Raw genomic sequence first — 25,278 nt, 5'->3', positions numbered from 1 at the left:
GATAGTAATCAAGTTATTACTATTTTCCAATTAACAAACTCAACACTTTTATTCTTACCTTTACATTTACTCTCAAGTAGCGGATTCATTTCTGCTACTTTTTTTAGTGCTTCTTTAGTTAATGGCTTATCAGATGTGTTAATGACAAAAATATAATTTTCTTGATCTGCAATAACAATCTTATCAAATATTTGTTTCATCGTATCTATTGGGAATTCAACCATAGGTAGTTGAATATACTTAATAGCTTTCTTGATTTCTTTAACTCGAGAAGTAGAACCTTTTTGTGGTAGTGCTTCATCTTCAATTCTAACGTATTCAATGCTTTTGCTAATAATGATATCTTCTAATTCTTTAATTAATGCTTTATCAGCTGGATCAAGTATAGTTTTTTTAATGAGTTTAAAATAATCATCTTTATAGCCTTTTAAATCATTCCCTAAGTTCTTTAGTTTTCTTTCTAATGGTTTATTGTTTAATTGTTTAGCTACTTGCTTGTCAAACTTTGCTTCTAATTCGCTAAATTTTCTTGCTAAGGCGATTGTTGCTTTTCTGGTAACGTGGGTTGCTGTTTTAGAATAAATGCGTGGTGTGCCTTGTTTTCGTTTGTATTCATTTTCTAATAAATCATATTCTGGTTTGTTTGGCACTTTACTTTTCCAATGTAAGTATTTATCATGCATAAGGGAATAGACAAATTGGTTATAAGGATTGTCTTTTTGAGTAGTATATTTTGTTTTTTTAGATTGAAAGAACTCTTGTACTTGATTAAAAGTATCATGATCAACAATGGCTTCATGGTGATTTCTAATAATGTATTTTGGTTTTTCGCCATTATTGATCATCGTAGCTTTATCATTATTGATCTTCTTGATATAAGTTTTACCATAGGTTAACTGACCGATATATTTTTCGTTAGTTAAGATACATCTGAGCTGTGTTGCATTGGTAATGTTACTGCCTTTGGTTGTTTTAATATTATGATCTTTTAAATAATCAATCATATCTTGATTTGAGTAACCTTTTAGTTTCATTTGAAATAATTTTTTGATGTGTGGTGCTATATCTTCATCAATGACATACTTTTTATCTTTAGTGATTTGATAACCCAGGCATTTCTGTAAAGGCACTTTTCCTCTTTGTGCATTCTTTTGAAAACTCCATGAGATATTTTGTGACATGGATTCTGATTCTGATTCAGCTAAAGAAGCCATCATTGTAAATAACATATCAATGGCTGGATCTAAACTCGAGATGTTTTCTTTTTCAAAGTAGAACTCTACCCCTAATTTCCTTGTTTCTGTAATGATGTTTAAAGCATCTAATGTATTTCTAGCGAATCTTGATAATGATTTAACTAGGACCAAATCAATATGTCCTGCATAGACTTTCTTAAGCAGTGATTGTAAGCCATCACGCTTTTTCATGGTTGTACCACTTTTTCCATGGTCTGCATAAATACCTGCAAATACATAGTCAGGATTAAAGATGATTACTTTGGCATAATGTTTAATCTGTAAAGCCAAAGAAGAAGATTGCATTTCTAGTTTTGTTGAGACTCTTGCGTAAGCCGCAACTCTTTTTAATGGTTGATAATTGTTATAAGTAACTTTTGGTGTTTCAATGATTTTAATTTCCTTCATAAATACTTACCTCGTAATATAGATTGTCATTTGTTTTAATGTCATAATAGGTACCTTTTAAAATAATCGGTAGTTTTTTAATGGTATCGATTTTTTCATGTAATTCATCAATGATAGAAAATGTATCATCGATGACATAACGGACATGATTCTTACCCATCACCAAGATTAAACCGAAAAAGCTTTTAATGATGCTTAAGTCTTTATAATCCGTATCAATGAATGCTTTTAATGCATAGAAGCGCCTACGCATTAAAAGTTCTTTGGTGATGGTTGATTTTAAGTCTTCGATTTGTTGTTTGATGTTTTCATATTTTTGACTGAGTGCTTGATATTCTTTATTAAACTCATCATCTGTCATGGTTGAGTTAATTCTTTGTTTAGGGAGTGCTTTTAAAGCGTTAGCAATTAATCTACTTTCTTGTCTTAATGCTTTTAAGGGTTCATGGGAGTTGGTTTGTTTCAGTGATTTTTCCATATAATGGATTAAGTCTTCTTGCATAGAAGGTGTTTTAGTGAGTTTTTCGATAGCATATAGTGTGCCTCGTTCTAATAAAGGCTCATGAATAGATGGATTAACACAGTTATGCGGATTATTGATTAAGGTATGACATTTAAGCATACTCTTTTTAAAAGTTGTACCTGAATTGTGCATTTTAGAGTTGTACATACGTTTGCACTTAGAACAATAAACTAATCCTTTAATGGGTTTTCTTGCTAAGTGTTTTCTACGTTCTTTATTATCAACAGAAAGAATGGTTTCTCTTGCTTGTAACATGGTTTGGACAATATCAAAGGTTTCTCTATCAATAATAGCTTCATGAGCATCTTTGATATAGTACTTAGTGGCATGACCATCATTTTCTAATGTTTTATGAGTTAGATAATCAAGAGTCACAGTTTTTTGTAACATTAAGTCACCAGCATACTTTTCATTCTTTAAGATTTCTTTAACGGTATCAGGATACCAAGCGACTGCACCGCGTCCATTTTTAATGTTTTCGGATTGTAAGTGTCTAGCAAGTGCTGTGACACCCATACCTCTTAAATATAAGTCAAAGATGTATTTAACAGTTTCTGCCTGTTCATGATTAACGATTAAGTTTCCATCATCATCTTTGTCATAACCTAAAAACCAGGTAGTGTTCATTATGAGTTTACCTTGTTGGAATCTCTTTTGGATTCCCCATTTGGTGTTTTCGCTAATTGATCTTGATTCTTCTTGAGCAATTGATGACATGAGGGTTAAGACTAAATCTATTTTAGGGTCAGTAGAAGAGATGTTTTCTTTTTCAAAAAAGATTTCAACACCGATGGTTCTAAGTTCTTTAATAACGGTTAAGATATCAACGGTATTTCTTGAAAACCTTGAGATAGATTTGGTTATGATCATATCAATATGTCCATCTTTAGCAGCTTGAATCATCTTCATAAAGTTTGGACGTTTACGCATGTCAGTCCCAGTAATACCTTCATCAGCATACATGCCGGCAAACTCCCATTCTTCATTTTTTTGGATACGTCCTGTATATTCTTGAATTTGATTTTGATAAGAATGAAGTTGATCAGTTTCATCTGTTGAGACACGGGCGTAAGCCGCTACTTTTTTCTTTTCTAATATTTGATTGGTTTCTAAGTCTTTAAACCTAGGTGTAGGTTCAATAATTTCTACTATGGTTTGATTCATTTGGTGAAGACCTCCTTTTTGTTAGCATGTATATTACCTAGTAAAGGCTCTATTATCAAGTCAATTAGCACATCTAAAGGGTTAAGGGCCAATAAAAAAAGAAATAGAACATGCATCGCTTATTTAAGCTAACATGTTCTATTTCTGATCTTCACCGCTATTAGTGTAATATAAAAAAATCGTTTTGAACACACACACTTGTGTGTAAAATCAAACTAAATCAATAATTATTTTTTCTGCAAATCCAATAATACCTCTTTTAAATGCTTGATACGTGATATGTTTGGTTTTGTTATCATACTGATACATGACCATCTTACTTGAAGATACATCACTAATTACTCGTGCTTTTGTTATGAAGGTGACAGTCCCATCTTTCGTTTTATGCTTTTTAGGGAATGTTTCAATTGATCTTGTTTCAAGTGTAACAAAGTAGATTCTTTCTTCATGGTTTAAAAGTTCATCCCACTTTTCCTTACGAACGTCTTTTACCCTGAAGAATAATTTGGCGCCTATTGGTAAATTTAAACTTTGATGATCATGTTCTAGTGTAACAAGGTCATAGTCACCTTTGTTTAACTTAAGACCATAGTCTAGTCTATATCCTTTTAGTTCTTCAGCGTATGTATAGGAAGGACCTGTTGGAGTTTCTCTATAAGATATTTCACTAAAGCGAAAATTATCTTTTCTCATGTCAATATCTCTACCAAATGAAGCATCATCATCAAATAGTTCTTGTATATTACATTGGTAATATGAAGCAAGTGCAAAGATGACTGATGCAGGACAATCTGATGTCCCTAGTTCATAGCGTTTAATGGATGATAAACTCATACCATCTAAATGTTTGAAATCATCGACTATTTCTGAGTAATAAGCTCGTTTCCTGCGTCTAAGTGTCCCACCAATACGTGGGTATTTTGTAAAGTATCTTTGATACCATTCGTTTTCTTTATTATCCATTATTTTCTCCTGTTAATTTTTGCGTGCAAAACAATTATATCAAAACTGTTACAGTTTGCATACGGTTATTTGACATACCGTAAAAAAGATTATACAAATACCCTGGCTAGACACTTTTACCTCTATATGAACTTTACTATAAATGATGCTAAAAGTTCATATTTGCCTTTTATGGCTTATTTAAGGCCAAAAAAATAGAGTGAAATTTTAAGTAAAATTGTGCTCTCTGCTAATGGACACGTCTAGTTAGACACTTTTTGCAAAAAAATTAAATACTTTCATTTCGTTAAAATAATTTTGATAAACTAGTATTAGCTCGAGCAAAGGTCTCTAAGCTGATAATGTTAATGGTTTGAAAGACATAAACCACATAATAAAACTTATAGATATTTAACCATAATCTGATCTTCACCAAAATTTCATGTTCTAATGGTTAGATTAAAATCCGTTTTCATTGATGTGTTTATCTATGTGTTGATATAGATAACTTAGATTTGATATGGCTTACATTTCCCTTAATCTTTGATAGCTTAGTTGACAGTGTCAACTTTTTGGTGTTTAGCAAAACCGGTAAAAACACCAATTATTAATGTTTTTTCATACAAAGTAAAGTAAAGGAAAGTAAAAAGATAAAATGATAAAGAAGATAAAAGGCTATCGCCCTATGGGTAAAACCCATGTCTAAAAGATTTTATTTAAAAGCATTAAGAAAAGACAATGATTATACCATTGATACAGTATCTGAAAGAGCAGGTATGAGTTATAACCATTACCAGTTAATAGAATCTGGAAAACGTGGATTAAGACTTTCTTTAATGATGGCTTATAAACTAGCAAGCACGCTTAATATATCCATAGAAGAGTTTTACCAATATGAATATGATTATTTAAAACAACAAGGGAAAGTAGGTGAGAGTTGTTATGATTAAGCATCATCCAATCGATCAAGCGATTGAAGTATATTTAGAGAACTTAGATTTAAAAACATTAAGTATTAAAAATTATCAAGGGATATTAAAGAATTATGCGCATTATTTAAAAAGTAGAAATATTAGATATCCAAGAAGAAGTGAAGTCTTAAATTATAGAAGCCATATTTATGATAAAGGATTAACCAACACCTCCATTCAAAAACATATGGTGGTGATTAAAAGCTTTTATAGATGGGCAAGACTTAATCAAAGCTATCATAAATTAGATGAATGTTTTATTAATGATATCTCTGAAGGGGTTAAGGGTGCTAAGGTAGAACAAATTTACCGTAAAGAACCCTTATCCTTAGAACAAGTCGGTGAACTCTATGAAGTGTCGAAACCAAAGACGGGTGATATCATTGAGTTAAGAAATCATGCGATGATTGTACTCATGATTGTGACTGGATTAAGAACGGTAGAAGTTTCGCGTGCGAAGCTTAAAGATATAAGTATTTTAGAAGGAAAAACACCGATTCTTTATGTTCAAGGTAAAGGACGAGATGGCAAAGATGAATTTGTTAAGTTGCCAGAGATTGTCGTAAATGCTATCAATGAATATAAAAGAAAAAGAACTGATAAAAACAAGTTCTTATTCACAAGACACCAAAAAGAAGAAAATGATAAGCCATTATCAAGAGACTTCATAGGTAAGATGATTAAAAAGATGTTGTTAAAAGCAGGGATTGATTCCCCAAAGATAACACCACATTCATTAAGACATACCGTTGCTCATTTAAACTTAAAACATGGCGGTAGTATTGAATCAACCCAACAACTATTAAGACATAAGAATATTGAAACAACCATGATCTATGCCCATAATATTAGACGCATAGAAGATTTATCAGAAGAACGTATTGCAAATATGTTAGAACAAGAACAATTAAAAGGAGAAGAAGATTAAATGATGAAAGGCAACAATAACCTACAAGGTTATCGGTTAAAAGAAGTCGCAGACTTTTTACAGTTATCACAAAGAACAGTATATCAATATGTAAAAGCAGGGAAGTTAAAAGGTTATAAATTACCAAGTGGATGGCGATTTAGAGAAAAAGATATTGAAGAGTTTATTACATTACATAAAGCGAGAGCATTTAAACATGGCAAATAAAGCAGGACTCGATTATTTCAATATTGATGTAGATTTCTTTAATGATCCAAAGATTATCAAATTAAGCAAACGATATGGTCCTGTAGGAGTTATGTGTTATTTGATTACCTTAATTAGCGTCTATCAAAAAGGATACTTCCTAGAAGCAAGTATTGATGACTTAGCCCATATTATCTTAAATACGATTAATGGTAAATATGTATCTGGTAAATATAAACTTCAAGAAATTATTTTGTATCTTGCAGAAATTGATTTAATTGATAAAGATCTATTAAAAGAACATGTTATTACTTCAAGAGGGATTCAAAAGAGATTTGTCGTAATGACCAAAAGCAGAAAAGACCAAGATTACACAAAATACTGGATCAGTAAACCAGTTATTAAAGTAACAAAAGATAAAGTAAAGGAAGAACCTGTTATTGAAGAAGTAGATTTTCAACATCTTAATAAAGAACAAAAGAAACGCATTAAAAGAAAAGAAGCCATTAAGAAGAAAATCAAAGAACAAGGTCCTAATAAACATTACTTAACATCTTGTCTGATTAACTACAAATATATCGATGATTATGATCTAGATATTTACTTATATAACCAACTATTCGAAGAACTCTATAAAAGCTATGATCAAGATACTGTATTTAAAGCAGTAAGATATCTTTGTAATTATGCATCAAGAAAAACAGTATTCATAGAAAACAAATATCAGTTCTTTGAAAAGTCCATTAAAGATAACTTGGAACGATTAACCAAACCAATAAAAGATTATTCTAATCAAACGATAGAAGAATTTATGAATGATTTAATAAGAAGTTAAAACCTTTAAGCTAAAATACCATATTTGATATTTTGGCTTTTTTTATTGTTTTATCTACAATGCATAATGTAAGTGAGAATGTACAGTGACTAAAAAGTCTATGATTGAAGTGTCAGAAGATAGATACAGTTTCAATACATCTAACAACCACGTTTATATTAGGGGTTGAAGCAATAGGTAAGTAACTGGTTAATAAAGTCAGCATTTTTTGACGTTTTTGAACTTATGACTTACCAGTTGAAACTAGTCTAGTGAAATATATCAATGGCTTTATTTCGCTATTATAGAGGATAATGTTATTATTGCTGCTCCTATCAACTGGTAAATAACTTCAGTATCTCACAAGAGAATAGAAATTTTGAAAATAATTGTAAATTTACCCCCTCCCCCATTATCTCAATATGATACTCCAGGGTACCGCGTAGGGGGACCTCTAATTTACGGAAGCTACATTTTTTGAAAATATGAGAAATAGTTTTGAAACTTTTGTTCGTTTTTTTAACAAAAATTTTGATTTGCCCTTGTAAAACAACTAATAATCATATAAAATAGAATTATTCAATTATCGAACAATGGACGGTGAAGTCATGAGTGATAACTCGTTTTTCAAGCCAACGCTTTTGTATAAGGAATTTATGATATTAGATCTCATTGAAAAAGATGCTAATATTACCCAAAGGGAAATAAGTAAAACCATTGGAGTGGCTGTCTCAATGACGAATGCTTATATCGAGAATTTTGTGGAAAAAGGGCTTATCAAAAAAAAGAAACACTCTACAAAAACTGTAGAGTATTTTATCACTAATAAAGGGATGGAAAGAAGGAAACTGTTAAATATCGAATATTTAAATGCTTCACAAAACATATATAATTCAGCTAAAGAAAATATTGTATTATTTTTAAACCAAGTCTACAATAAAGGAATTAATAACATTTTGTTATATGGAGCTGGAGAGGTTGCTGAATTAATGTTAGATGTTGTTGGATCTGAAAAAAACTTGCTACTATCAATTGCGGCAGTTATTGATGATGATCCACGTAAACAAGGCAATTTATTATTAAACAAGCCTATTATAAGTTTAAAAGAAATTATTCATTTTAGACATGATGGGATATTAATATCAAGTTATACTCATCACAATAAAATAACTGATAAATTAAAAACTATAAATTATGATGACAGTAAAATAATTGAATTTTTTAATAATTAAAGAAGGTGAATATATGATAGAAAGAAATATACCTTTTTCTCCTCCAGATATAACTGAAGAAGAAATAAGTGAAGTAAAGGATACATTAAGTTCTGGTTGGATTACTACTGGTCCTAAAACAAAAGCTTTGGAAAAAAAATTAGCAGAATATGTCGGTGTCAAAAAAGCCGTCTGTCTGAATTCAGCAACTGCAGCAATGGAACTATCTCTACGTATTTTAGGTATTGGTCCTGGAGATGAAGTTATAACCTCGGCATATACATATACTGCATCAGCTTCTGTAATTCATCATGTTGGTGCAAAAATTGTATTAGTCGATACTGCACCAAATTCATTTGAAATGGATTATTATAAATTAAAAGATGCAATTACTGAAAAAACAAAAGTTATTATTCCGGTGGACATAGCAGGTGTTATGTGTGATTACAATAAAATTATTAGTATTGTAAATGAAAAAAAATACTTGTTCAAGGCCAATAATAGTAAGCAAAAGTCTATAGGTAGAGTAGCAATACTTGCAGATGCCGCACATTCACTTGGAGCATTACACAAAGGAAAAAGGTCTGGTCAATTTGCAGACATAAGTTGTTTCTCTTTTCATGCAGTTAAGAATTTGACCACTGCTGAAGGCGGAGCGGTAGTTTGGACTAATACTTTTGGTATGACGGATGAAGAATTTTACAAAGAGTTCATGCTGTATAGTTTACATGGTCAGTCAAAGGATGCGTTTTCAAAAACTCAAAAAGGAGCTTGGGAGTACGATATAATTTATCTTGGTTACAAAACAAATATGACTGATGTATTAGCAGCAATAGGTCTTGTACAGCTGAAAAGGTACGATGATTTGCTGATAAAAAGACAAAATATTATAAAAATTTATGAAAAGTTTATTGATAAAAAACTAATAGACACAATAAAACATACAGGAAGTGATTTTAAAAGTTCAGGACACTTACTTTTGTGCAACTTAATTGATTTCACGCTTGAAGAAAGAAATAAAGTGATTTTTGAAATGGCAAGTAGAGGTATTTCAACCAATGTCCACTACAAACCATTACCTTTGTTTTCTGCATATAAGGCTTTAGGTTTTAATATTGATGACTACCCACAAGCTTACAAGAAATATGTTAATGAAATCTCTTTACCTCTTTATTCTACCCTGTCAGAAGATGAAATTATATATATAGCAACTAGTTTGAATGAAGTTGTTAATAATATCAAGAGTAGAGGTATTAATTAATGCTATCATGGGAAAAATTACCTAATAAGATGAAAAATAATCATGTAAAAGAGTATTATGAAATATTAAGGAAAAGAAAACATCAAATTAGATTAAAAAGATTATTTGACATAGTATTTTCTGTGTTATTGTTGATTCTTACTTTACCTGTGATGATAATAATAGCTATTGCTATAAAAACTTCATCACCTGGAACGGTTTTTTTTAAACAAGAAAGAATTACGATTTATGGCAATAAATTTAAAATTATTAAGTTTAGAACAATGAAAATGAATTCGGACTTAAAACAACAATTAACTACAAAAATGGATAATCGTGTAACAAAAATTGGAAAGTTTTTGCGTAAGTTTAGAATTGATGAGTTACCGCAATTAATTAATATTATAAAGGGTGAAATGACATTTGTTGGAACACGACCAGAAGTAGAGAAATATGTCAAATTTTACACACCTGAAATGTTATCAACATTACTATTGCCTGCAGGTGTTACCTCTGAAGCTAGTATATATTATAGAGATGAGGCTAGTCAGCTAGATAATCTAAATGAAAAAGAAATTGATGATGCATATATAAAAAATATACTACCGAAAAAAATGGAGTACAACACAAAATACTTAAGAAATTTTAGTTTAGGTAGAGATTTAATAATATTGTTTAAGACAATGAGTATTTTTATAGATTTTTGAAAATGTAACATTAAGGAGTAGGTACTTTGAATGATCTAGTGTCGATAATAATACCAACCTATAAACGGGAGTTTAATATATTAAGCAGAGCTATAGAGTCCGTATTGAATCAAACTTACAAAAATATTGAAATTATAATTATTGATGATAACATAACCAGTGAAAAGAAATATTATGATATTAAGAATAAAGTAAGAATGCTAAATGACCCCAGGGTTATATACTTTAAGAATGAAAATAATCTAGGAGGTGCTTTATCAAGAAATAAGGGTATTGAGTTATCGAATGGGGATTACGTTACTTTTTTAGATGATGATGACATATATCTAGAAAATAAAGTAAAAAACCAGATATTATATATGAAAGTAAATGATTTAGACCTCTGTTTTACTAATTTAATATTCCATAATAAGAATGGAAAATTAGTTGATTTTCGAAATTTTTCTTGGATAAAGGATTTTTCTGAAAAAAATTTACTTAAGCAGCATTTAATGCATCATTTAACAGGAACTCCAACGTTCATGTATAAATCAGATTGCCTTAAAAGAATAGGAATGTTTGATAATGTAAATATGGGACAAGAATTTTACTTAATGCTCAAGTCTATAAATGCAAAATTGAAAATTGGCCACTTGGATAAATCGGATGTTATTGCCTTTAAGTTAAATGATGGCGGTATTTCCTTTAGTGAAGCTAAAATTAAGGGTGAGAATGATCTATATAGATTTAAAAAAGAGTATTTTAGTTATTTAAATAAAAAAGAAATATCATATATTAAATTTAGACATAATGCAGTACTAGCAATTGCATACAAAAGAAATAAAAAATACATAATGTTTTTGATTTCCTCAATTAAAACAGTAATCTTATACCCAATTATTTTTATTAGAGAATTATATAAATTTTTATACAATATAAGAAAGAAGAGAGAAGGAGAAAGAAAATGAGCTTATTTAATGATATTGTAAACAAAAAAGAAAGAATTTCTATTGTAGGTTTAGGCTATGTTGGTATGCCTATAGCTGTTGCTTTTGCAAAGAAAGTAGATGTAGTAGGATTCGATATTAACAATGAAAAGATTGATTCATACAAAAATGGTTTTGATTTAACTAAAGAAGTTGGTAATGAAGCATTAAAAAATACGAAAGTTGATTTTACTTCAGATGAGAAAAAATTAAGAGAAGCTAAGTTTCACATTATTGCAGTTCCAACTCCAGTAAAATCCGATCATACACCCGATTTAACACCTGTGGAATCTGCAAGTAAAATTGTAGGTAGAAATCTAAGAAAAGGATCAATTGTTGTTTTTGAGTCAACCGTATATCCTGGTGTAACTGAAGATATATGCGTGCCTATTCTTGAAGAAGAGTCTGGGTTAAGGTGTGGGATAGACTTTAAGGTTGGATATTCGCCAGAACGCATAAATCCAGGTGATAAAGTTCATAGACTTGAAACAATTACTAAAGTGGTGTCAGGCATGGATAAGGATTCTCTCGAAACAATTTCTAAAGTATATGAGTTAGTAGTTGATGCGGGAGTTTACAAAGCTCAATCGATTAAAGTTGCTGAAGCAGCTAAAGTAATTGAAAATTCTCAGAGAGATATAAATATAGCTTTCATGAATGAATTATCAATAATTTTCAATAAAATGAATATTGATACTAAGGCGGTACTGGAAGCTGCGGGAACTAAATGGAATTTTTTAAATTTTTTTCCAGGACTTGTAGGTGGACACTGCATTGGAGTTGACCCGTATTATTTAACATATAAAGCAGAACAATTGGGATATCATTCTCAGATAATACTATCTGGTAGAAGAATAAATGACGATATGGGTAAATATGTTGTAGAAAATTTGATAAAAAACATAATAAACGCAGATATCCCGGTAAAAGATGCAAAAGTAGCAATTTTAGGGTTCACCTTTAAAGAAAATTGTCCTGATACTAGAAATACTAGAGTAATAGATATTGTACATGAACTTAAAGAATACGGTATAATTCCAGTTATTGCGGATCCTGAAGCTGATACTGAGGAGGCCAATAAGGAGTACGGTATTGATTTTCATGCTATGTCAGAAATCCGAAATATGGATGCAATAGTTGTCGCAGTTGGACACAATCAGTTTTTGGAACTTGCGTTTAAAGACATTGATGCTATGTTCAAAAAAAATTCAAGTAAAAACAAGGTGTTAATAGACATAAAAGGAATATTTAGTAGACAGGCCTTTGAAAATGAAGGTTATAAGTATTGGAGACTGTAGAAGGATGGTTTAACAAATGGGATATGAGAATATAAAGTTTGATAGAAGTAGCGTTTTTTTGGTTACTGGTGGAGCGGGGTTTATTGGTTCAAATTTATGTGAAACGTTGTTGAATATGGGTTATAAGGTAAAGTGCCTTGATAATTTATCTACAGGAAAAAAGGCACACGTTGATATGTTTCTTAATAATTCTAATTATGAGTTTATAAATGGTGACATTAGAAATTATGATACATGTTTAAAAGCTTCAAAAGACGTTACCTATATACTCCATCAAGCTGCTTGGGGAAGCGTTCCTAGGAGTATTGAGTTTCCATTACTATATGAAGAGATTAATATTAAAGGAACCTTAAATATGTTAGAAGCAGCAAGACAAAATGGAGTAAAAAAATTTGTTTACGCATCTAGTTCATCGGTGTATGGTGATGAAATGGCTTTGCCTAAAGTAGAGGGTAAAGAAGGTAATTTGCTATCTCCATATGCTTTAACAAAAATGGTGAACGAAAAATATGCAAGACTTTATTCAAACATATACGGATTAGATACTTTTGGATTAAGGTATTTTAATGTTTTTGGAAAGCGACAAGACCCTAAAGGCCAATATGCTGCAGTAATTCCAAAATTTATAAAGCAGTTGTTAAACGATGAGCGACCAACTATAGATGGAAGTGGGAATCAAAGCAGAGATTTCACTTATATTGAAAATGTTGTTGAAGCTAATCTTAAAGCATGTCTAGCCCCATCAAAGTTCGCTGGCGAAGTGTTTAATATTGCATATGGTAGCAGAGAATATTTGATTGATGTCTACAATTTTCTTTTGGAAGTATTAAACAAAAATATTAAACCTAACTTTGGACCTGAACGAAAAGGAGATATTATGCACAGTAATGCTGATATCACTAAAGCAAAAAAAATGCTAAATTATAAACCGAGTTGGCCTTTTGAAGAGGGACTTAAGGAATCAATATTATGGTATATTCAAAATTTAGGAAAACAATTTTAATGAGAATAGGAGTTTGCGGACACTTCAACTCAGGAAAAAATGCAATTGGCGGTCAGACAATTAAAACAAGGATTATTACAGATGAACTAAAAAAAGTATATGGGGAACAAAACATTAGTATTGTTGATACAAGTGATTGGAAAAAAAAACCAATAAAATTATTCTTCAAATCGCTTATGTTAGCTATAAAATCTAAACACATTATAATATTGCCAGCTCAAAATGGCATAAAGGTATTCATTCCATTGTTTGTGAGCTTAAGAAAAATATTTAAACTTAAAGTTCATTATATTGTTGTGGGAGCATGGTTGAAGGATGAATTGCAGAAAAACAAATGGTTAATATCTAAAATGAATAAAATCGACTACATATATGTTCAAACTGAAACATTAAAAACAAATTTAATGAAAATTGTCACAAATAAAAGAATTATTGTTTTTAAAAATTTTAAATCAATTAATCCGATTGACATAACTGAAAAAGTTTCTGAATTTAAAAAAGATTTTTTAAGTGTTTGTATTCTTTCTAGAATAAACGAAAAAAAAGGTGTAAGTGATGCAATACAAGTAGTGAATAGAATTAACGAAAATTTATTTGAAAAGAAAATATATCTTGATATTTATGGACCCATTGAAAAAACTTATAAAATAATTTTTGCTGAACAACTAAAAAATAGTGGAAATGAAGTAAAATATAAAGGAATACTGGAATATGATGATACAGTTAAGACTATAAAAAATTATGATCTTCTGTTATTTCCGACAAAATATTATACCGAGGGATTTCCTGGAACAATAGTAGACAGTTTTTTGGCTGGTGTTCCTGTATTAGCATCGAAATGGGAATCGCATAAAGATGTAATTGATGAAAATATAACCGGAATTACGTTCGCTTTTAATGATGAAATTGACTTTCATAGAAAGTTGCTATTTTTACTTCAAAATCAAAATAAACTTTTTAAATTAAGAAATAATTGTATTCAAAAAGCTAAGGAATACACATCATCCGAAGCAATAAAGATTATTACAAGAAATATTTTTTAAACAAAGAAGGTGTTGAAATGTTTAGAATAAAAATATGTTTAGTTTTATATTATATATTTGCTAAAAACCTACCTCTATCAAGACACATGAAGTTTGCAAAATTTTTAAGAGGAATTTTTGGAAGATGTATATTGAAACAAGCTGGTAAGAATATAAATATCGAAAAAGGCGCCGTATTCAATCATTTAGTGTCCTTAGGAGATAATTCTGGTATTGGTGTTAATTGTGAAATATTAGGACCAGTTGAGATTGGTGATTTTGTAAACATGGGACCAGAGGTAATTGTATACACACAGAATCATGAATTTAGAAGAACCGATATCCCAATGCAAAAACAGGGGTATAGTGAAATTGAACCTGTAACAATTGGAAATGATGTTTGGATTGGGAGAAGAGTTATAATTTTGCCTGGTGTTGTTATAGGTGAGGGAGCTATTATTGGTGCAGGCGCTATTGTGACAAAAGATGTGAAACCTTATACAATTGTTGCAGGAAATCCAGCCAAACTGATAAGGAGTAGAAAAAATATTGAAAACTCACAAGAATAATGTGTTAAATATTGCGTTGCTTATTCCGCATCTTCAATCTGGTGGTGCAGAGAGAGTAACTGCTTTACTTTCTAAGATCTTATTTTTAAATGGTCATTCTGTTAAAATACTGTTATTTGATAATGAAAATATAAGTTATAAAACATATGGAGATTTAATAAACATGAATTTAAAATCTTCGAAATCTCTCTTTTTAAAAGTTTTTATTAGACTTTTCAGAATAGTTAAGTTAAGCTTGATAAAAAAAAAGTATAATATAGACTATGTAATAAGTTTTTTATATGCTGCAAATGTTGTTAATTACTATTCAGTAGGAAAGTCAAAAAAAATATTGACAATAAGAGGATATAAAGAGTATGAAAAATATGGCAAACTTTATGTTAGATTTCTTAACAAAATTGATAAATTAATAGTACAAACAGATAGACTGAAAAATGATATAGTAAGAGATCATAATTTACCTGAAAAATTATCTCGAAAAATTAAAGTTATTTCAAATCCCTTCGATTTACAACAAATAAATATTAAGTCAAAATTACCTTTGGATGTAAATACTTCAAAAAAACTTCAAACAAAAAACATTAAAATGTGTGTGATGGGTGCTTTTAAGGCTGAAAAAGGATTTGATCATGTAGTTAGGGTTTTTAATAATTTGAGGAACTATTACAATAATATTAGTTTGATTTTTATAGGACATAGAGGTGATTTAGAAAAAGAAATATCAAATTTAGCAAAAGAATCAGAATTTTATAATGATATAATTTTTCTTGGTTACCAAAGCAATCCTTATAATATATTGTCTAATTGTGATTTCTTTATTTTACCATCCATTTCGGAAGGTTTTCCTAATTCACTTCTTGAGGCTATGGCATGTGGTTTGCCTGTGATTTCGACAAATTGTCCAACTGGCCCATTAGAAATTTTAAATGAAGGGGATCCTATTAAGATTAATTCAAACGGCTATTTTTTAGCCAAATATGGCATTTTAATTAATACTTTTAATGTGGTTTCTGATTTTACAATGAATAGGAAATTGTCTGGTACAGAAATCGATTTATTTAAAGCGATTGAATTTTTAATATTGAATCAAGACATTAGAAATTCACTTAAGAACCTTTCATTATCACGTGCTAGAAATTTTGATTTAAATATTTTTTATTCAAAATTTACAAGTGTTTTAGAATAAATATGCCCTATATGTAATGGAGCTGATAGAATGAATTTTAATAGAAGCAAAAAGCATAATAATAGTTACGAAATTATTATTCAAACGACTTTGTTTTTGTACATACAAAGTTTATACATTTTTACTTTTCGAGAAGGTTTAAACATTATAAGTAACATTTTAGCAATGTTATTTGTGGGTTTAATATTAATTAAAATATTATTATCAAAAAAAATTGTTTTTAATAATTCCTTGTTATATTTTTTTCTCTTTACTTTTATGTGTCTGATTTCTACAATCTACGCCTTAAACATATCATTAACGATGCAAAAAACATTTACATTATTTCAGTTGTTTATAGTTTCTTTTGCATTGATCAATTATTTTGATAGAATTGAGAAAATTTATTTTGCCCTTAAAAGTTTTGTTTATGGTGGTTTGTTTGCTGCTATTTATGTTTTATTGAACATTGATTTAGATAATATCAGAAGATTTGGTGATGTTTTAGGAAACGAAAATACTATTGGTATGATTATTGCTACATCATCCATATTTTCACTTAGTTTTTACTTATATTCACACAAGTTTAAGTGGATTTTGCCACTCCCGCTATTTATTACTATTGTATTACTGACAGGATCGAGAAAAGCCACTATATTTTTAATGTTAGGTTTTTTGTTTATAGTATTTATGAAAAATAAATCAAATATTTCTCAATTACTAAAAACTTTGTTTATTACAACTTTAATTATTGTTATCTTTATTTTTGCAGTATTTAGTATTGAAATTTTTTATAATATTATCGGTCAAAGACTCGAAAATTTGTACTATTACTTAAGTAGTGGAGAAACTTCAGAAGGATCAATAATTTCTAGAGCAAGAATGACTTCTTATGGGTTCGATTGGTTTTTAAGCAAACCATTACTTGGTTATGGAATTGATAATTACCGAGTGCTTTATGGCAATACCTTTTTCGAAGCCAAGTATTCTCATAACAATTTTATAGAGTTATTGGTTGGTGTTGGTATAGTCGGATTATTTTTATATTTGATGTATTACTTAGGCGCAATTAAAAATCTAATCTTTAATAAGAATCAAATTACACAAGATATTAGATATTCTCTTTTATATGTTATTTTTGGATATTTTGCATTATCATCTGCAATGGTTTTTTATGACAGCAAACATATAACCTTTATACTTTTTATAAGTACTTCATACACCATAGTAAATAATCGAGAGAATAAAAAGCAGAAGAAGCTAGATAGTGAGGAAAAATTATGAAAATATGTATCTGTATAAGCCATGAACAAGTTAATCCCAATAGTATTATTAAACAAAAAATATATGATAAACTTGCTACAGTAGATTGGTCAGTAAAATTCGAATGTTTTTTCAAGAAATATAATATTCCATATGATACTGTTTATATCGATAGATTAGATTGGATAAAAAATATTAAACAATACGATTTAATTATATGGAAACCGAAGTTTATGGGTAATGAAAGTTCCCAATTTTTTAAGGAAAAAGTGTATTTTATTCAACATATTTTAAAAAAGATAATCATTCCAAATTATGAAACAGTATGGCATTTTGATAGTAAAATAGCACAAAGTTATATTTTTGATCATATAAATGCTAAAGTTGTAAAAACTTACACTTCTTTTGATTATAATGAGTCGATAAGAATCGCAAATAATCTTGACTATCCGATTGTAGTTAAAAAATCGAATGGCGCTGGTAGCACTGGTGTCTCTTTATGTAAAAGCAAGAAAAAATTAATTAGGAAAATTGATAATCATTTCATATTCAATAAATTTAAAAATCATATATTGAACACTAAGCATGATAATTTTGGATATTTTTATGCTCAAAAGTTTTTGAAGAATAATTTAAAAGATTTAAGAATTACAGTAATAGGAGACAAATATGCATTTTGGTTTTGGAGAACAAACAGAAATAATGATTTTAGAGCCAGTGGAAGTGGTCTTATAGACTATAACACACCAGTTGATAAATCCATCATTGAGTATTGTGCTAAGATTAATAAAGATAATAATTTTGATTCGATGGCTTATGATATACTGTTTGATGAAAAAGGAAATTTTTATATAATTGAAATGTCATATGGATATTCGGATATAGCTGTTAGAAATTCAAATGGTTATTTCTATATTTCAGAAGACGGAACAGTTAATGATTTCATAAAAGGACATTACTGGCCACAAGAGCTTTGGGTAAAATGGCTTATCTCTAAAGTTGATAAAAAAAAGGAGTTTAATGTTAAATGGAAATAATAATAGGTGGAGATTTTATTCCTACTAAAAATAATAGTGATTTATTTGAGTCAGGAGAAATTGATAATGTAATTGATAAATCATTAAAAAGTGAATGGTTAAACGCTGATTTTAGAATTTTTAATCTAGAAGGACCAATAACAACTAACGAAAGTAAAATTAAAAAATCTGGGCCACATTTAAAGATTAATCCAAAATGTATAAAAGGAATAAAAAAATTTAATCCCTCAATAATATCATTAGCAAATAATCACATTTTAGATTATGATCAACAAGGATTATTAGATACTATGCGCATCATGGATGAAAATAAAATTCCATACATTGGAATTAATCATAATAATCATGTAAAGTATAGATCGTATATTTTAAAAAAAGATAGAAAAAAAGTAGGATTTTATTCTTGCGCTGAAAATGAATTTTCCATTTCAGAAAGTAATAGTTATGGAGCGAATGGCTATGATTCTTTTAAGACATTTAGCGATATCGAAAATCTCAAAAATGAAGTTGATTTCCTAATTGTTCTATATCATGCTGGAATTGAACATTATAGATACCCGACTCCAAACCTTATGAAGTCTACTAGAAGAATGGTTGATTCAGGAGCTGATATAGTTGTATGCCAGCATAGTCATTGTATAGGTTCAATGGAAGAATATAATGGCGCAAATATTATATATGGTCAAGGTAATTTTATTTTTAATAAATATAATAATGAATATTGGGATACAGGAATGCTAATTAAAATATTAGTCGATGAAAATCCTTCTTTATCTTTTGTTCCTTATAAAGTCACTTCACAAGGAATAGAAGCCTTAAAAGGAATACAAAAAGAAAAGGTTTTGGAAAGGTTTCTAGATAGATCATTTAATATCACAAGAGACGGCTTTGTTGAAAAGGAGTTTTCAAAATTTGCAACGAATAATATAAGAAGATATCTTGCCGGATTTAGTGGGATAAGTAAATTCTTTATTAAAGTAGATGATAAATTTTTTAAAGGATTCTTATTAAAAAAATATTATGACGAACAAAAACTTCTTAAAATTCTGAATTTTTTAAGATGTGAAAGTCATAATGAAGTCATTATCGAAGGAATTAAACAGACTGTAAAATAAATACTAATATTGAAAGGTAGGAAAGTCATTGAAAATTCAAGATGACATAATATTTTATGAAAATACTTTTTATATCATCTACATTTGCTCCGCAAAATGCAATAGGAACTATTAGAATTTCAAAACTGATTAAATATTTTGTTAGACAAGATGTAGAAGTTACATTGATTACAAAAATGATCCCTTTAAACAGTATAATTGACAATAATTTACTTTGTATTGAGCATGAGAAAATAAACATTTTTAGAGTAGGAAATTTTAGAATATTTTCTTTTTTAGAAAGTAAGTATCAATTAAAAACCAAAAAATCTGTTATTGATGGTGATACTAAAACTAATTATAAAAATAATATAAAAACTAAAAAAAACATAAGATCTATTTTCAAAAAAACAATAAAAAAGTTGTATTTTTTTATAGAACATACAATGTGGATTCATTTAGCAAAAAAGAAAATTAAAAAATTTAAAAAATATAGTTTTGATTATGTTATATCATCATCACCTAGGGTTTTTACTCATGATGTAGCAAAATATTCTATAAATAAGAAAATTGCAAAAAAATGGATTGCCGAATTCAGAGACCCGATAGTTTATGAGTATTTAGGAAGAAAGAAGAATTACGATAAATTGTTAAAACTTCAAAATGCAATTATTAACAAAGCAGATAAAGTAACGACAGTTTCCTCACACTTAAAAGAAAAGTTGCTCAATACTTCTAGATTTTGTGATAATAAATTTGAATACATTCCAAATGGTTACGATTTAGATGATATGATGTTAATAAAAAAGAAAAATATTAATAATAGTAACTTAGATAAAATTAAACTGAATGCTAAATTAAAGTTGGTTTATTCTGGGTCTTTATATGATGGAAAGAGAGATGTAAGCATAATATTTAAAATCATTAATAAATTAATTAATAAAGAAGTTTTGGATACAGAGGATTGCCAATTTATATATATGGGACATGACTTTGAAGTATTGTATGGACAGGCAAAAGAGTATAATGTTGAAAGCATTTTACTTGATTTAAATTACGTGACAAGAACTGAGTCAATAAACATCCAAAATTTAGCTGATTTTGTTATTATTTCAACTTGGAATACTAAAAATGATGTAGGAGTTGTGCCTGGAAAAATATATGAAGCTTTTATGCTAAGAAAAAGAATAATAGCAGTTATAAATGGTAGCGGAGCTAATAGTGAAGTTTCAAAAATGATAAAAAAAGCTAATATAGGTGTTTCTCTAGATGAATCGAATGATTTTTCAGAGAATATTCTTGAAGAATTTTTGTTTAGTTATTTACTTGATAACCAATATAATATACTGAACGAATCTTATTTAAATGAATTTGATTATAGTGTTATAATAAAGAAATACCTTAATTTGATGTAGAATAAATTATTCAAATGACTAAAAGAGGAGAGTAATTATGATTAATGTAATAGGAATGGGATATATTGGATTACCTACAGCGCTCATGTTTGCTAAAGCAGGTTTTAAGGTTGTGGGAACAGATTTGAGCGATGATCTCGTAAATACCCTATCTGGAGGAAAGATCACATTTGAAGAAAAAGGGTTACAAGAACTGTTTGATAAAGCCATAGAAAACGGAATTTTGTTTACCACTGATTATCAAAAAACAAGTACTTATATTATAGCTGTACCAACGCCTTATATTAAGCAAAGTAAAAAACTTGATCCGAAGTTTGTGATTTCTGCCATTAATAAAGTTATGGATGTTTGTGAAAAAGGCTCGATAGTAGTCATTGAATCTACAGTTTCACCTGGCTCAATTGATAGATATGTTAAACCTGAAATTATAAAAAGGGGATTTGAATTAGGAAAAGACCTACATCTCGTACATGCTCCTGAAAGAATAATACCAGGGAATATGATTTATGAACTTGAACACAATTCTAGGACAATCGGAGCAGATAATTTTAATGTAGGTGAAAAAATAAAAAAACTATATTCACATTTTTGTAAATCAGATATCGTAGTAACAGATATAAGGTCGGCAGAAATGTCAAAAGTAGTAGAAAATACTTTTAGAGATATAAATATTGCATTTGCAAATGAATTGGCAATGATTTGTCGTGCAGATAATATGGATGTTTATGAGATAATTAGAATTGCTAATATGCATCCAAGAGTGAATATATTACAGCCTGGTCCAGGAGTAGGAGGACACTGTATATCGGTGGATCCATGGTTCTTAGTTGGAGATTATCCAGATTTAACAAATCTTATTTTGACTGCACGTAAAATTAATGACTCTATGCCTGATCATGTTTTGAAAAGAATAAGAACTATAATGCAAGAGAAAAACATTCGTGACATAACCAAAATAGGTTTATACGGAATAACATACAAAGAAGATGTTGATGATGTTAGAGAGAGTCCAACCTTACAACTATTAGAAAAAATGAATAACCATCTTTCTTTTGGTATTAAAGTATATGATCCTCATGTAAATAAAAAAATAGTTGATAACCAAATTCTTGATTTTGATGAATTTATAAGTAATATCGATTTGTTAGTTGTTATGGTAGGACATACACATATAAAAGAAAATCAAAAGAAAATTTCAAAATTGTTAATTTTAGATACTAAAAATGTTTTAAGTGTTAGTGACAAGTATACTCTATAGAAATGGTGTGTGAAGATGAAAAATAAAAAAATAATGGTTGTTTTTGGTACAAGACCTGAGGCAATCAAAATGTGTCCAGTTGTAAAAGAGTTAAAGACAAGGGAAAATATCAAAACTATTGTAACAGTTACTGCTCAGCATAGAGAAATGCTTGATCAAGTATTGGAGGTGTTCAATATACTTCCAGATTATGATTTGGACATCATGAAACCTAGACAGGATTTGTTTGATATTACTACTCATATATTAAAACAAATCAGAAGCGTACTATTGCAAGAAAAACCTGATGTTGTTCTAGTTCATGGTGATACATCTACTACTTTTGTAACGTCACTTGCATGTTTTTATTTACAAATTCCAGTTGGTCATGTAGAGGCAGGATTAAGAACTTATAATTTAAGTTCACCATTCCCTGAAGAGTTTAACAGACAAGCTGTTGGATTAATAGCGAAATATAATTTTACTCCAACATTACAAACTGCTAAAAACTTACAAAATGAAATGAAAAAACCATCTTCAATTTATATTACTGGGAATACTGTAATAGATGCACTAAAAACAACTATAAGGAATAGTTACAAGCATTATTTAATTGAATGGGTTGGCGATTCTAAATTAATATTATTGACCGCACATAGACGTGAAAACCTTGGTGCCCCAATGGAAAACATGTTCGGTGCGATAAAAAAAATACTCGAAGAGAACAGCGACATAAAAGTTGTATATCCTATTCATATGAACCCAATTGTACGTGAAACTGCGAAAAAAATCTTTGATAATTTTGATAGAATTAAAATAATAGAACCACTTGGAGTTATAGATTTTCATAATATCATGTCAAAGTCTTATTTAATATTAACAGATAGTGGAGGGATTCAAGAAGAAGCTCCAAGTTTGGGGATTCCTGTTTTAGTTATGAGAGATACCACTGAAAGACCTGAAGGTGTTACAGCAGGAACTTTAAAATTAGTCGGTACAAACTTTGAGAATATATACAAAAATATTAAAAATCTTATTTCTAATCAATCTGATTATGATAGAATGGCTAAAGCTGATAATCCATATGGAGATGGATTCTCAAGTAAAAAAATAGTAGATATATTATGTGAAGAAATGTAAATAGTCTTATGGTATATATATCCAATAAGTTAATTAAAAGAGAGGTGTACTATGTCTAACAGAGCAATAGGAAAAGACACAGCGAAGTTATCTTTTTCTGAAATATTCACACTAACAATATCTATGATTTCTGCTATGTTATTATCGAGATTTAGAACCCTCGAAGAATATGGTACATACTCTCAAATATTATTAATCACCAATTTGGCTATGACATTATTGATGTTAGGCTTGCCTAATAGTATAAATTATTTCTTATCAAGAGCAACTAATCAATTTGAAAGGGATAAATTTTTATCCACATATTTTGTTTTTTCTACTATTCTAGGACTCTTGATAGGTTTAATATTAATTTTATCTACAAATCTTATTGTTGAATACTTCAATAATCCCATGTTAAAAACATTTTGGTTTGTTTTAGCGTTTTATCCATGGTCAAAACTAATTATATCTAGTGTTAGTAAAATATTAATAGTATATAATAGTTCTAACAAATTAATCATATATAAAATTTCAAATGGTATAGGATTAATATTTATTATAATCATAGTTCAGTTACTAAACCTTGAGTTTTTTTATTATATGATATTATTTGTTTTTGTAGAATTATTATTTACCTTTATTGTTTACTTGATTGTTAGCAAAAAAATTCAAAAGTTTCATTTCAGTATGGAATTTGCGTATTTAAAAATGATTTTTGCTTATTCGGTCCCAATAGGACTAGCATCTTTAGTAGGAACAATAAACAAGCAAATGGACAAACTAATAGTTGGAAGATATTTTAGTGTTAAGGAAATGGCCATATTCACTAATGCAGCTAAAGAATTACCCGTTACTTTCATCGCGTTAGCATTTACTTCGGTTGGATTACCAGTGATAATTAGTTTTATCCATAAAAATGAAGTTGAAAAAGCAATACTACTTTGGAAAAAAATCATTATCATCTCATTTTTATTTTTAGCATATTTTACTGTCGGAATCTTTGTTTTTGCTCCAGATGTAATTACTTTATTATATTCAGATAAATATATTGATGGAGTTCTAGTTTTTAGACTTTATTCATTATTATTATTAATGAGGTTCACATACTTTGGAATGATATTAAATGCCTTAGGAAAAACTAAGTTTATTTTATACAGTTCTATTTTCACATTAGTAGTAAACCTTATTTTAAATATTGCCTTTTATAGATTATTTGGTTTTATTGGACCTGCAATTGCTACTTTAGTATCCGTTTTTTTAATGCAGTTAGTTCAACTAATTGTTACAAGTAAGTTGACTAAAATTAATTTTTCGAGTCTATTTCCTTGGAAGGATATGTTTATAATTCTAGTAATAACTATTATTATAGGGATTTTAATGTTGCAAATTAAAATGCTTTTGCCAATTGAAATATATATAGGTAGTATTCTTGAATCTATCTTACTAGCTTGCATCGGCGGAGTTGCTTTGATTTTCATATACTATAAGAAAGTTTACAAGTTATGGAAGGATTTAAATAACTATTATTAGTGTCATAGATGTTCACTAATTGTATAATTTAGATGAGGTCATCTAAATAATAAAAGTTTCAGTTATGGGGTTATTAGGTTATATTGCCTCACATACTGTTGTTGAATTATTAGTCAATAAATATTATGTAAAAGTAGTGGATTACCCTAATAATTTTTTGATTGAAACGCTTGCAAAAATATAGGAAATCACTAGATGAAATATATTTTTTTATAATGTTGATATGACA

The 25,278-nt window shown here is 28.9% G+C and carries 23 protein-coding genes; 20 read left to right on the top strand and 3 right to left on the bottom strand.

The features are described 5' to 3' along the window. Nucleotides 1-8: 8 nt before the first annotated feature. The 3 genes from HF295_RS02765 to HF295_RS02755 form a co-directional block, all read right to left on the bottom strand. Complete coding sequence (locus HF295_RS02765; protein ID WP_312032326.1) at nt 9-1,643, bottom strand: recombinase family protein; 1,635 nt, start codon at nt 1,641-1,643, stop codon at nt 9-11. Beyond that, the gene (locus HF295_RS02760; RefSeq protein ID WP_312032325.1) at nt 1,630-3,330 is read right to left on the bottom strand and encodes a recombinase family protein; all 1,701 of its coding nucleotides are present in this window, start codon (nt 3,328-3,330) and stop codon (nt 1,630-1,632) included. The genes HF295_RS02765 and HF295_RS02760 overlap by 14 nt, the downstream gene beginning before the upstream one ends. Nucleotides 3,331-3,540: 210 nt before the next feature. Further along, nucleotides 3,541-4,293 (bottom strand): helix-turn-helix domain-containing protein, encoded by a 753-nt coding sequence (locus HF295_RS02755; protein WP_312032324.1) that lies wholly within the window; start codon nt 4,291-4,293, stop codon nt 3,541-3,543. A gap of 677 nt (nt 4,294-4,970) precedes the next feature. Between HF295_RS02755 and HF295_RS02750 the strand changes: the two genes are divergently transcribed. The 20 genes from HF295_RS02750 (at nt 4,971) to HF295_RS02655 (ending at nt 25,049) form a co-directional block, all read left to right on the top strand. Next, nucleotides 4,971-5,222, top strand: coding sequence for a helix-turn-helix transcriptional regulator (locus HF295_RS02750; protein ID WP_312032323.1), 252 nt, complete (start codon nt 4,971-4,973; stop codon nt 5,220-5,222). After that, complete coding sequence (locus tag HF295_RS02745) at nt 5,215-6,171, top strand: tyrosine-type recombinase/integrase (protein ID WP_312032322.1); 957 nt, start codon at nt 5,215-5,217, stop codon at nt 6,169-6,171. Before HF295_RS02750 ends, HF295_RS02745 begins: the two co-directional genes overlap by 8 nt. Next, entirely contained in the window at nt 6,172-6,378 is a 207-nt protein-coding gene (locus tag HF295_RS02740; RefSeq protein WP_312032321.1) for a helix-turn-helix domain-containing protein, read from the top strand. It begins immediately after the preceding gene. Beyond that, the gene (locus HF295_RS02735) at nt 6,368-7,192 is read left to right on the top strand and encodes a Lin1244/Lin1753 domain-containing protein (RefSeq protein ID WP_312032320.1); all 825 of its coding nucleotides are present in this window, start codon (nt 6,368-6,370) and stop codon (nt 7,190-7,192) included. The genes HF295_RS02740 and HF295_RS02735 overlap by 11 nt, the downstream gene beginning before the upstream one ends. Before the next feature lie 572 nt (nt 7,193-7,764). Next, nucleotides 7,765-8,403, top strand: coding sequence for a winged helix-turn-helix transcriptional regulator (locus HF295_RS02730; RefSeq protein WP_312032319.1), 639 nt, complete (start codon nt 7,765-7,767; stop codon nt 8,401-8,403). A gap of 13 nt (nt 8,404-8,416) precedes the next feature. Further along, nucleotides 8,417-9,643: a DegT/DnrJ/EryC1/StrS family aminotransferase gene (locus tag HF295_RS02725; protein ID WP_312032318.1), complete on the top strand. Its 1,227-nt coding sequence runs from the start codon at nt 8,417-8,419 to the stop codon at nt 9,641-9,643. After that, complete coding sequence (locus HF295_RS02720; RefSeq protein WP_312032317.1) at nt 9,643-10,329, top strand: sugar transferase; 687 nt, start codon at nt 9,643-9,645, stop codon at nt 10,327-10,329. The genes HF295_RS02725 and HF295_RS02720 overlap by 1 nt, the downstream gene beginning before the upstream one ends. A 26-nt stretch (nt 10,330-10,355) precedes the next feature. Then, entirely contained in the window at nt 10,356-11,276 is a 921-nt protein-coding gene (locus HF295_RS02715) for a glycosyltransferase family 2 protein (protein ID WP_312032316.1), read from the top strand. Further along, the gene (locus tag HF295_RS02710; protein WP_312032315.1) at nt 11,273-12,592 is read left to right on the top strand and encodes a nucleotide sugar dehydrogenase; all 1,320 of its coding nucleotides are present in this window, start codon (nt 11,273-11,275) and stop codon (nt 12,590-12,592) included. Before HF295_RS02715 ends, HF295_RS02710 begins: the two co-directional genes overlap by 4 nt. Nucleotides 12,593-12,608: 16 nt before the next feature. Beyond that, complete coding sequence (locus HF295_RS02705; protein WP_312032314.1) at nt 12,609-13,595, top strand: SDR family oxidoreductase; 987 nt, start codon at nt 12,609-12,611, stop codon at nt 13,593-13,595. Further along, a complete protein-coding gene (locus HF295_RS02700) occupies nt 13,562-14,638 on the top strand; it encodes a glycosyltransferase (protein ID WP_312032313.1) in 1,077 nt (358 codons plus the stop codon). The genes HF295_RS02705 and HF295_RS02700 overlap by 34 nt, the downstream gene beginning before the upstream one ends. A 17-nt stretch (nt 14,639-14,655) precedes the next feature. Further along, nucleotides 14,656-15,186, top strand: coding sequence for an acyltransferase (locus HF295_RS02695; RefSeq protein ID WP_376739672.1), 531 nt, complete (start codon nt 14,656-14,658; stop codon nt 15,184-15,186). Beyond that, nucleotides 15,167-16,372 carry a glycosyltransferase gene (locus HF295_RS02690; RefSeq protein WP_312032310.1) on the top strand — a complete coding sequence of 402 codons (1,206 nt, stop codon included), beginning with the start codon at nt 15,167-15,169 and terminating at the stop codon, nt 16,370-16,372. Before HF295_RS02695 ends, HF295_RS02690 begins: the two co-directional genes overlap by 20 nt. A 303-nt stretch (nt 16,373-16,675) precedes the next feature. Next, nucleotides 16,676-17,635: an O-antigen ligase family protein gene (locus tag HF295_RS02685; protein ID WP_312032309.1), complete on the top strand. Its 960-nt coding sequence runs from the start codon at nt 16,676-16,678 to the stop codon at nt 17,633-17,635. Beyond that, nucleotides 17,632-18,651, top strand: coding sequence for an ATP-grasp domain-containing protein (locus tag HF295_RS02680; protein ID WP_312032308.1), 1,020 nt, complete (start codon nt 17,632-17,634; stop codon nt 18,649-18,651). The genes HF295_RS02685 and HF295_RS02680 overlap by 4 nt, the downstream gene beginning before the upstream one ends. Further along, nucleotides 18,642-19,766, top strand: coding sequence for a CapA family protein (locus HF295_RS02675; protein WP_312032307.1), 1,125 nt, complete (start codon nt 18,642-18,644; stop codon nt 19,764-19,766). Before HF295_RS02680 ends, HF295_RS02675 begins: the two co-directional genes overlap by 10 nt. Nucleotides 19,767-19,822: 56 nt before the next feature. Continuing rightward, nucleotides 19,823-21,160, top strand: coding sequence for a glycosyltransferase family protein (locus HF295_RS02670; RefSeq protein ID WP_312032306.1), 1,338 nt, complete (start codon nt 19,823-19,825; stop codon nt 21,158-21,160). 37 nt (nt 21,161-21,197) lie between these two features. Then, on the top strand, nt 21,198-22,418 hold the full coding sequence (locus HF295_RS02665) for a nucleotide sugar dehydrogenase (RefSeq protein WP_312032305.1): 1,221 nt from the start codon (nt 21,198-21,200) through the stop codon (nt 22,416-22,418). Nucleotides 22,419-22,433: 15 nt separating this feature from the next. Further along, complete coding sequence (wecB, locus tag HF295_RS02660) at nt 22,434-23,537, top strand: non-hydrolyzing UDP-N-acetylglucosamine 2-epimerase (RefSeq protein ID WP_312032304.1); 1,104 nt, start codon at nt 22,434-22,436, stop codon at nt 23,535-23,537. 51 nt (nt 23,538-23,588) lie between these two features. Beyond that, nucleotides 23,589-25,049 carry an oligosaccharide flippase family protein gene (locus HF295_RS02655; protein ID WP_312032303.1) on the top strand — a complete coding sequence of 487 codons (1,461 nt, stop codon included), beginning with the start codon at nt 23,589-23,591 and terminating at the stop codon, nt 25,047-25,049. Nucleotides 25,050-25,278 lie beyond the last annotated feature (229 nt).

Source organism: Hujiaoplasma nucleasis (assembly GCF_013745115.1).
Taxonomy (GTDB): domain Bacteria; phylum Bacillota_I; class Bacilli_A; order Izemoplasmatales; family Hujiaoplasmataceae; genus Hujiaoplasma; species Hujiaoplasma nucleasis.
This window is presented reverse-complemented; position numbering and strand designations above follow the sequence as displayed.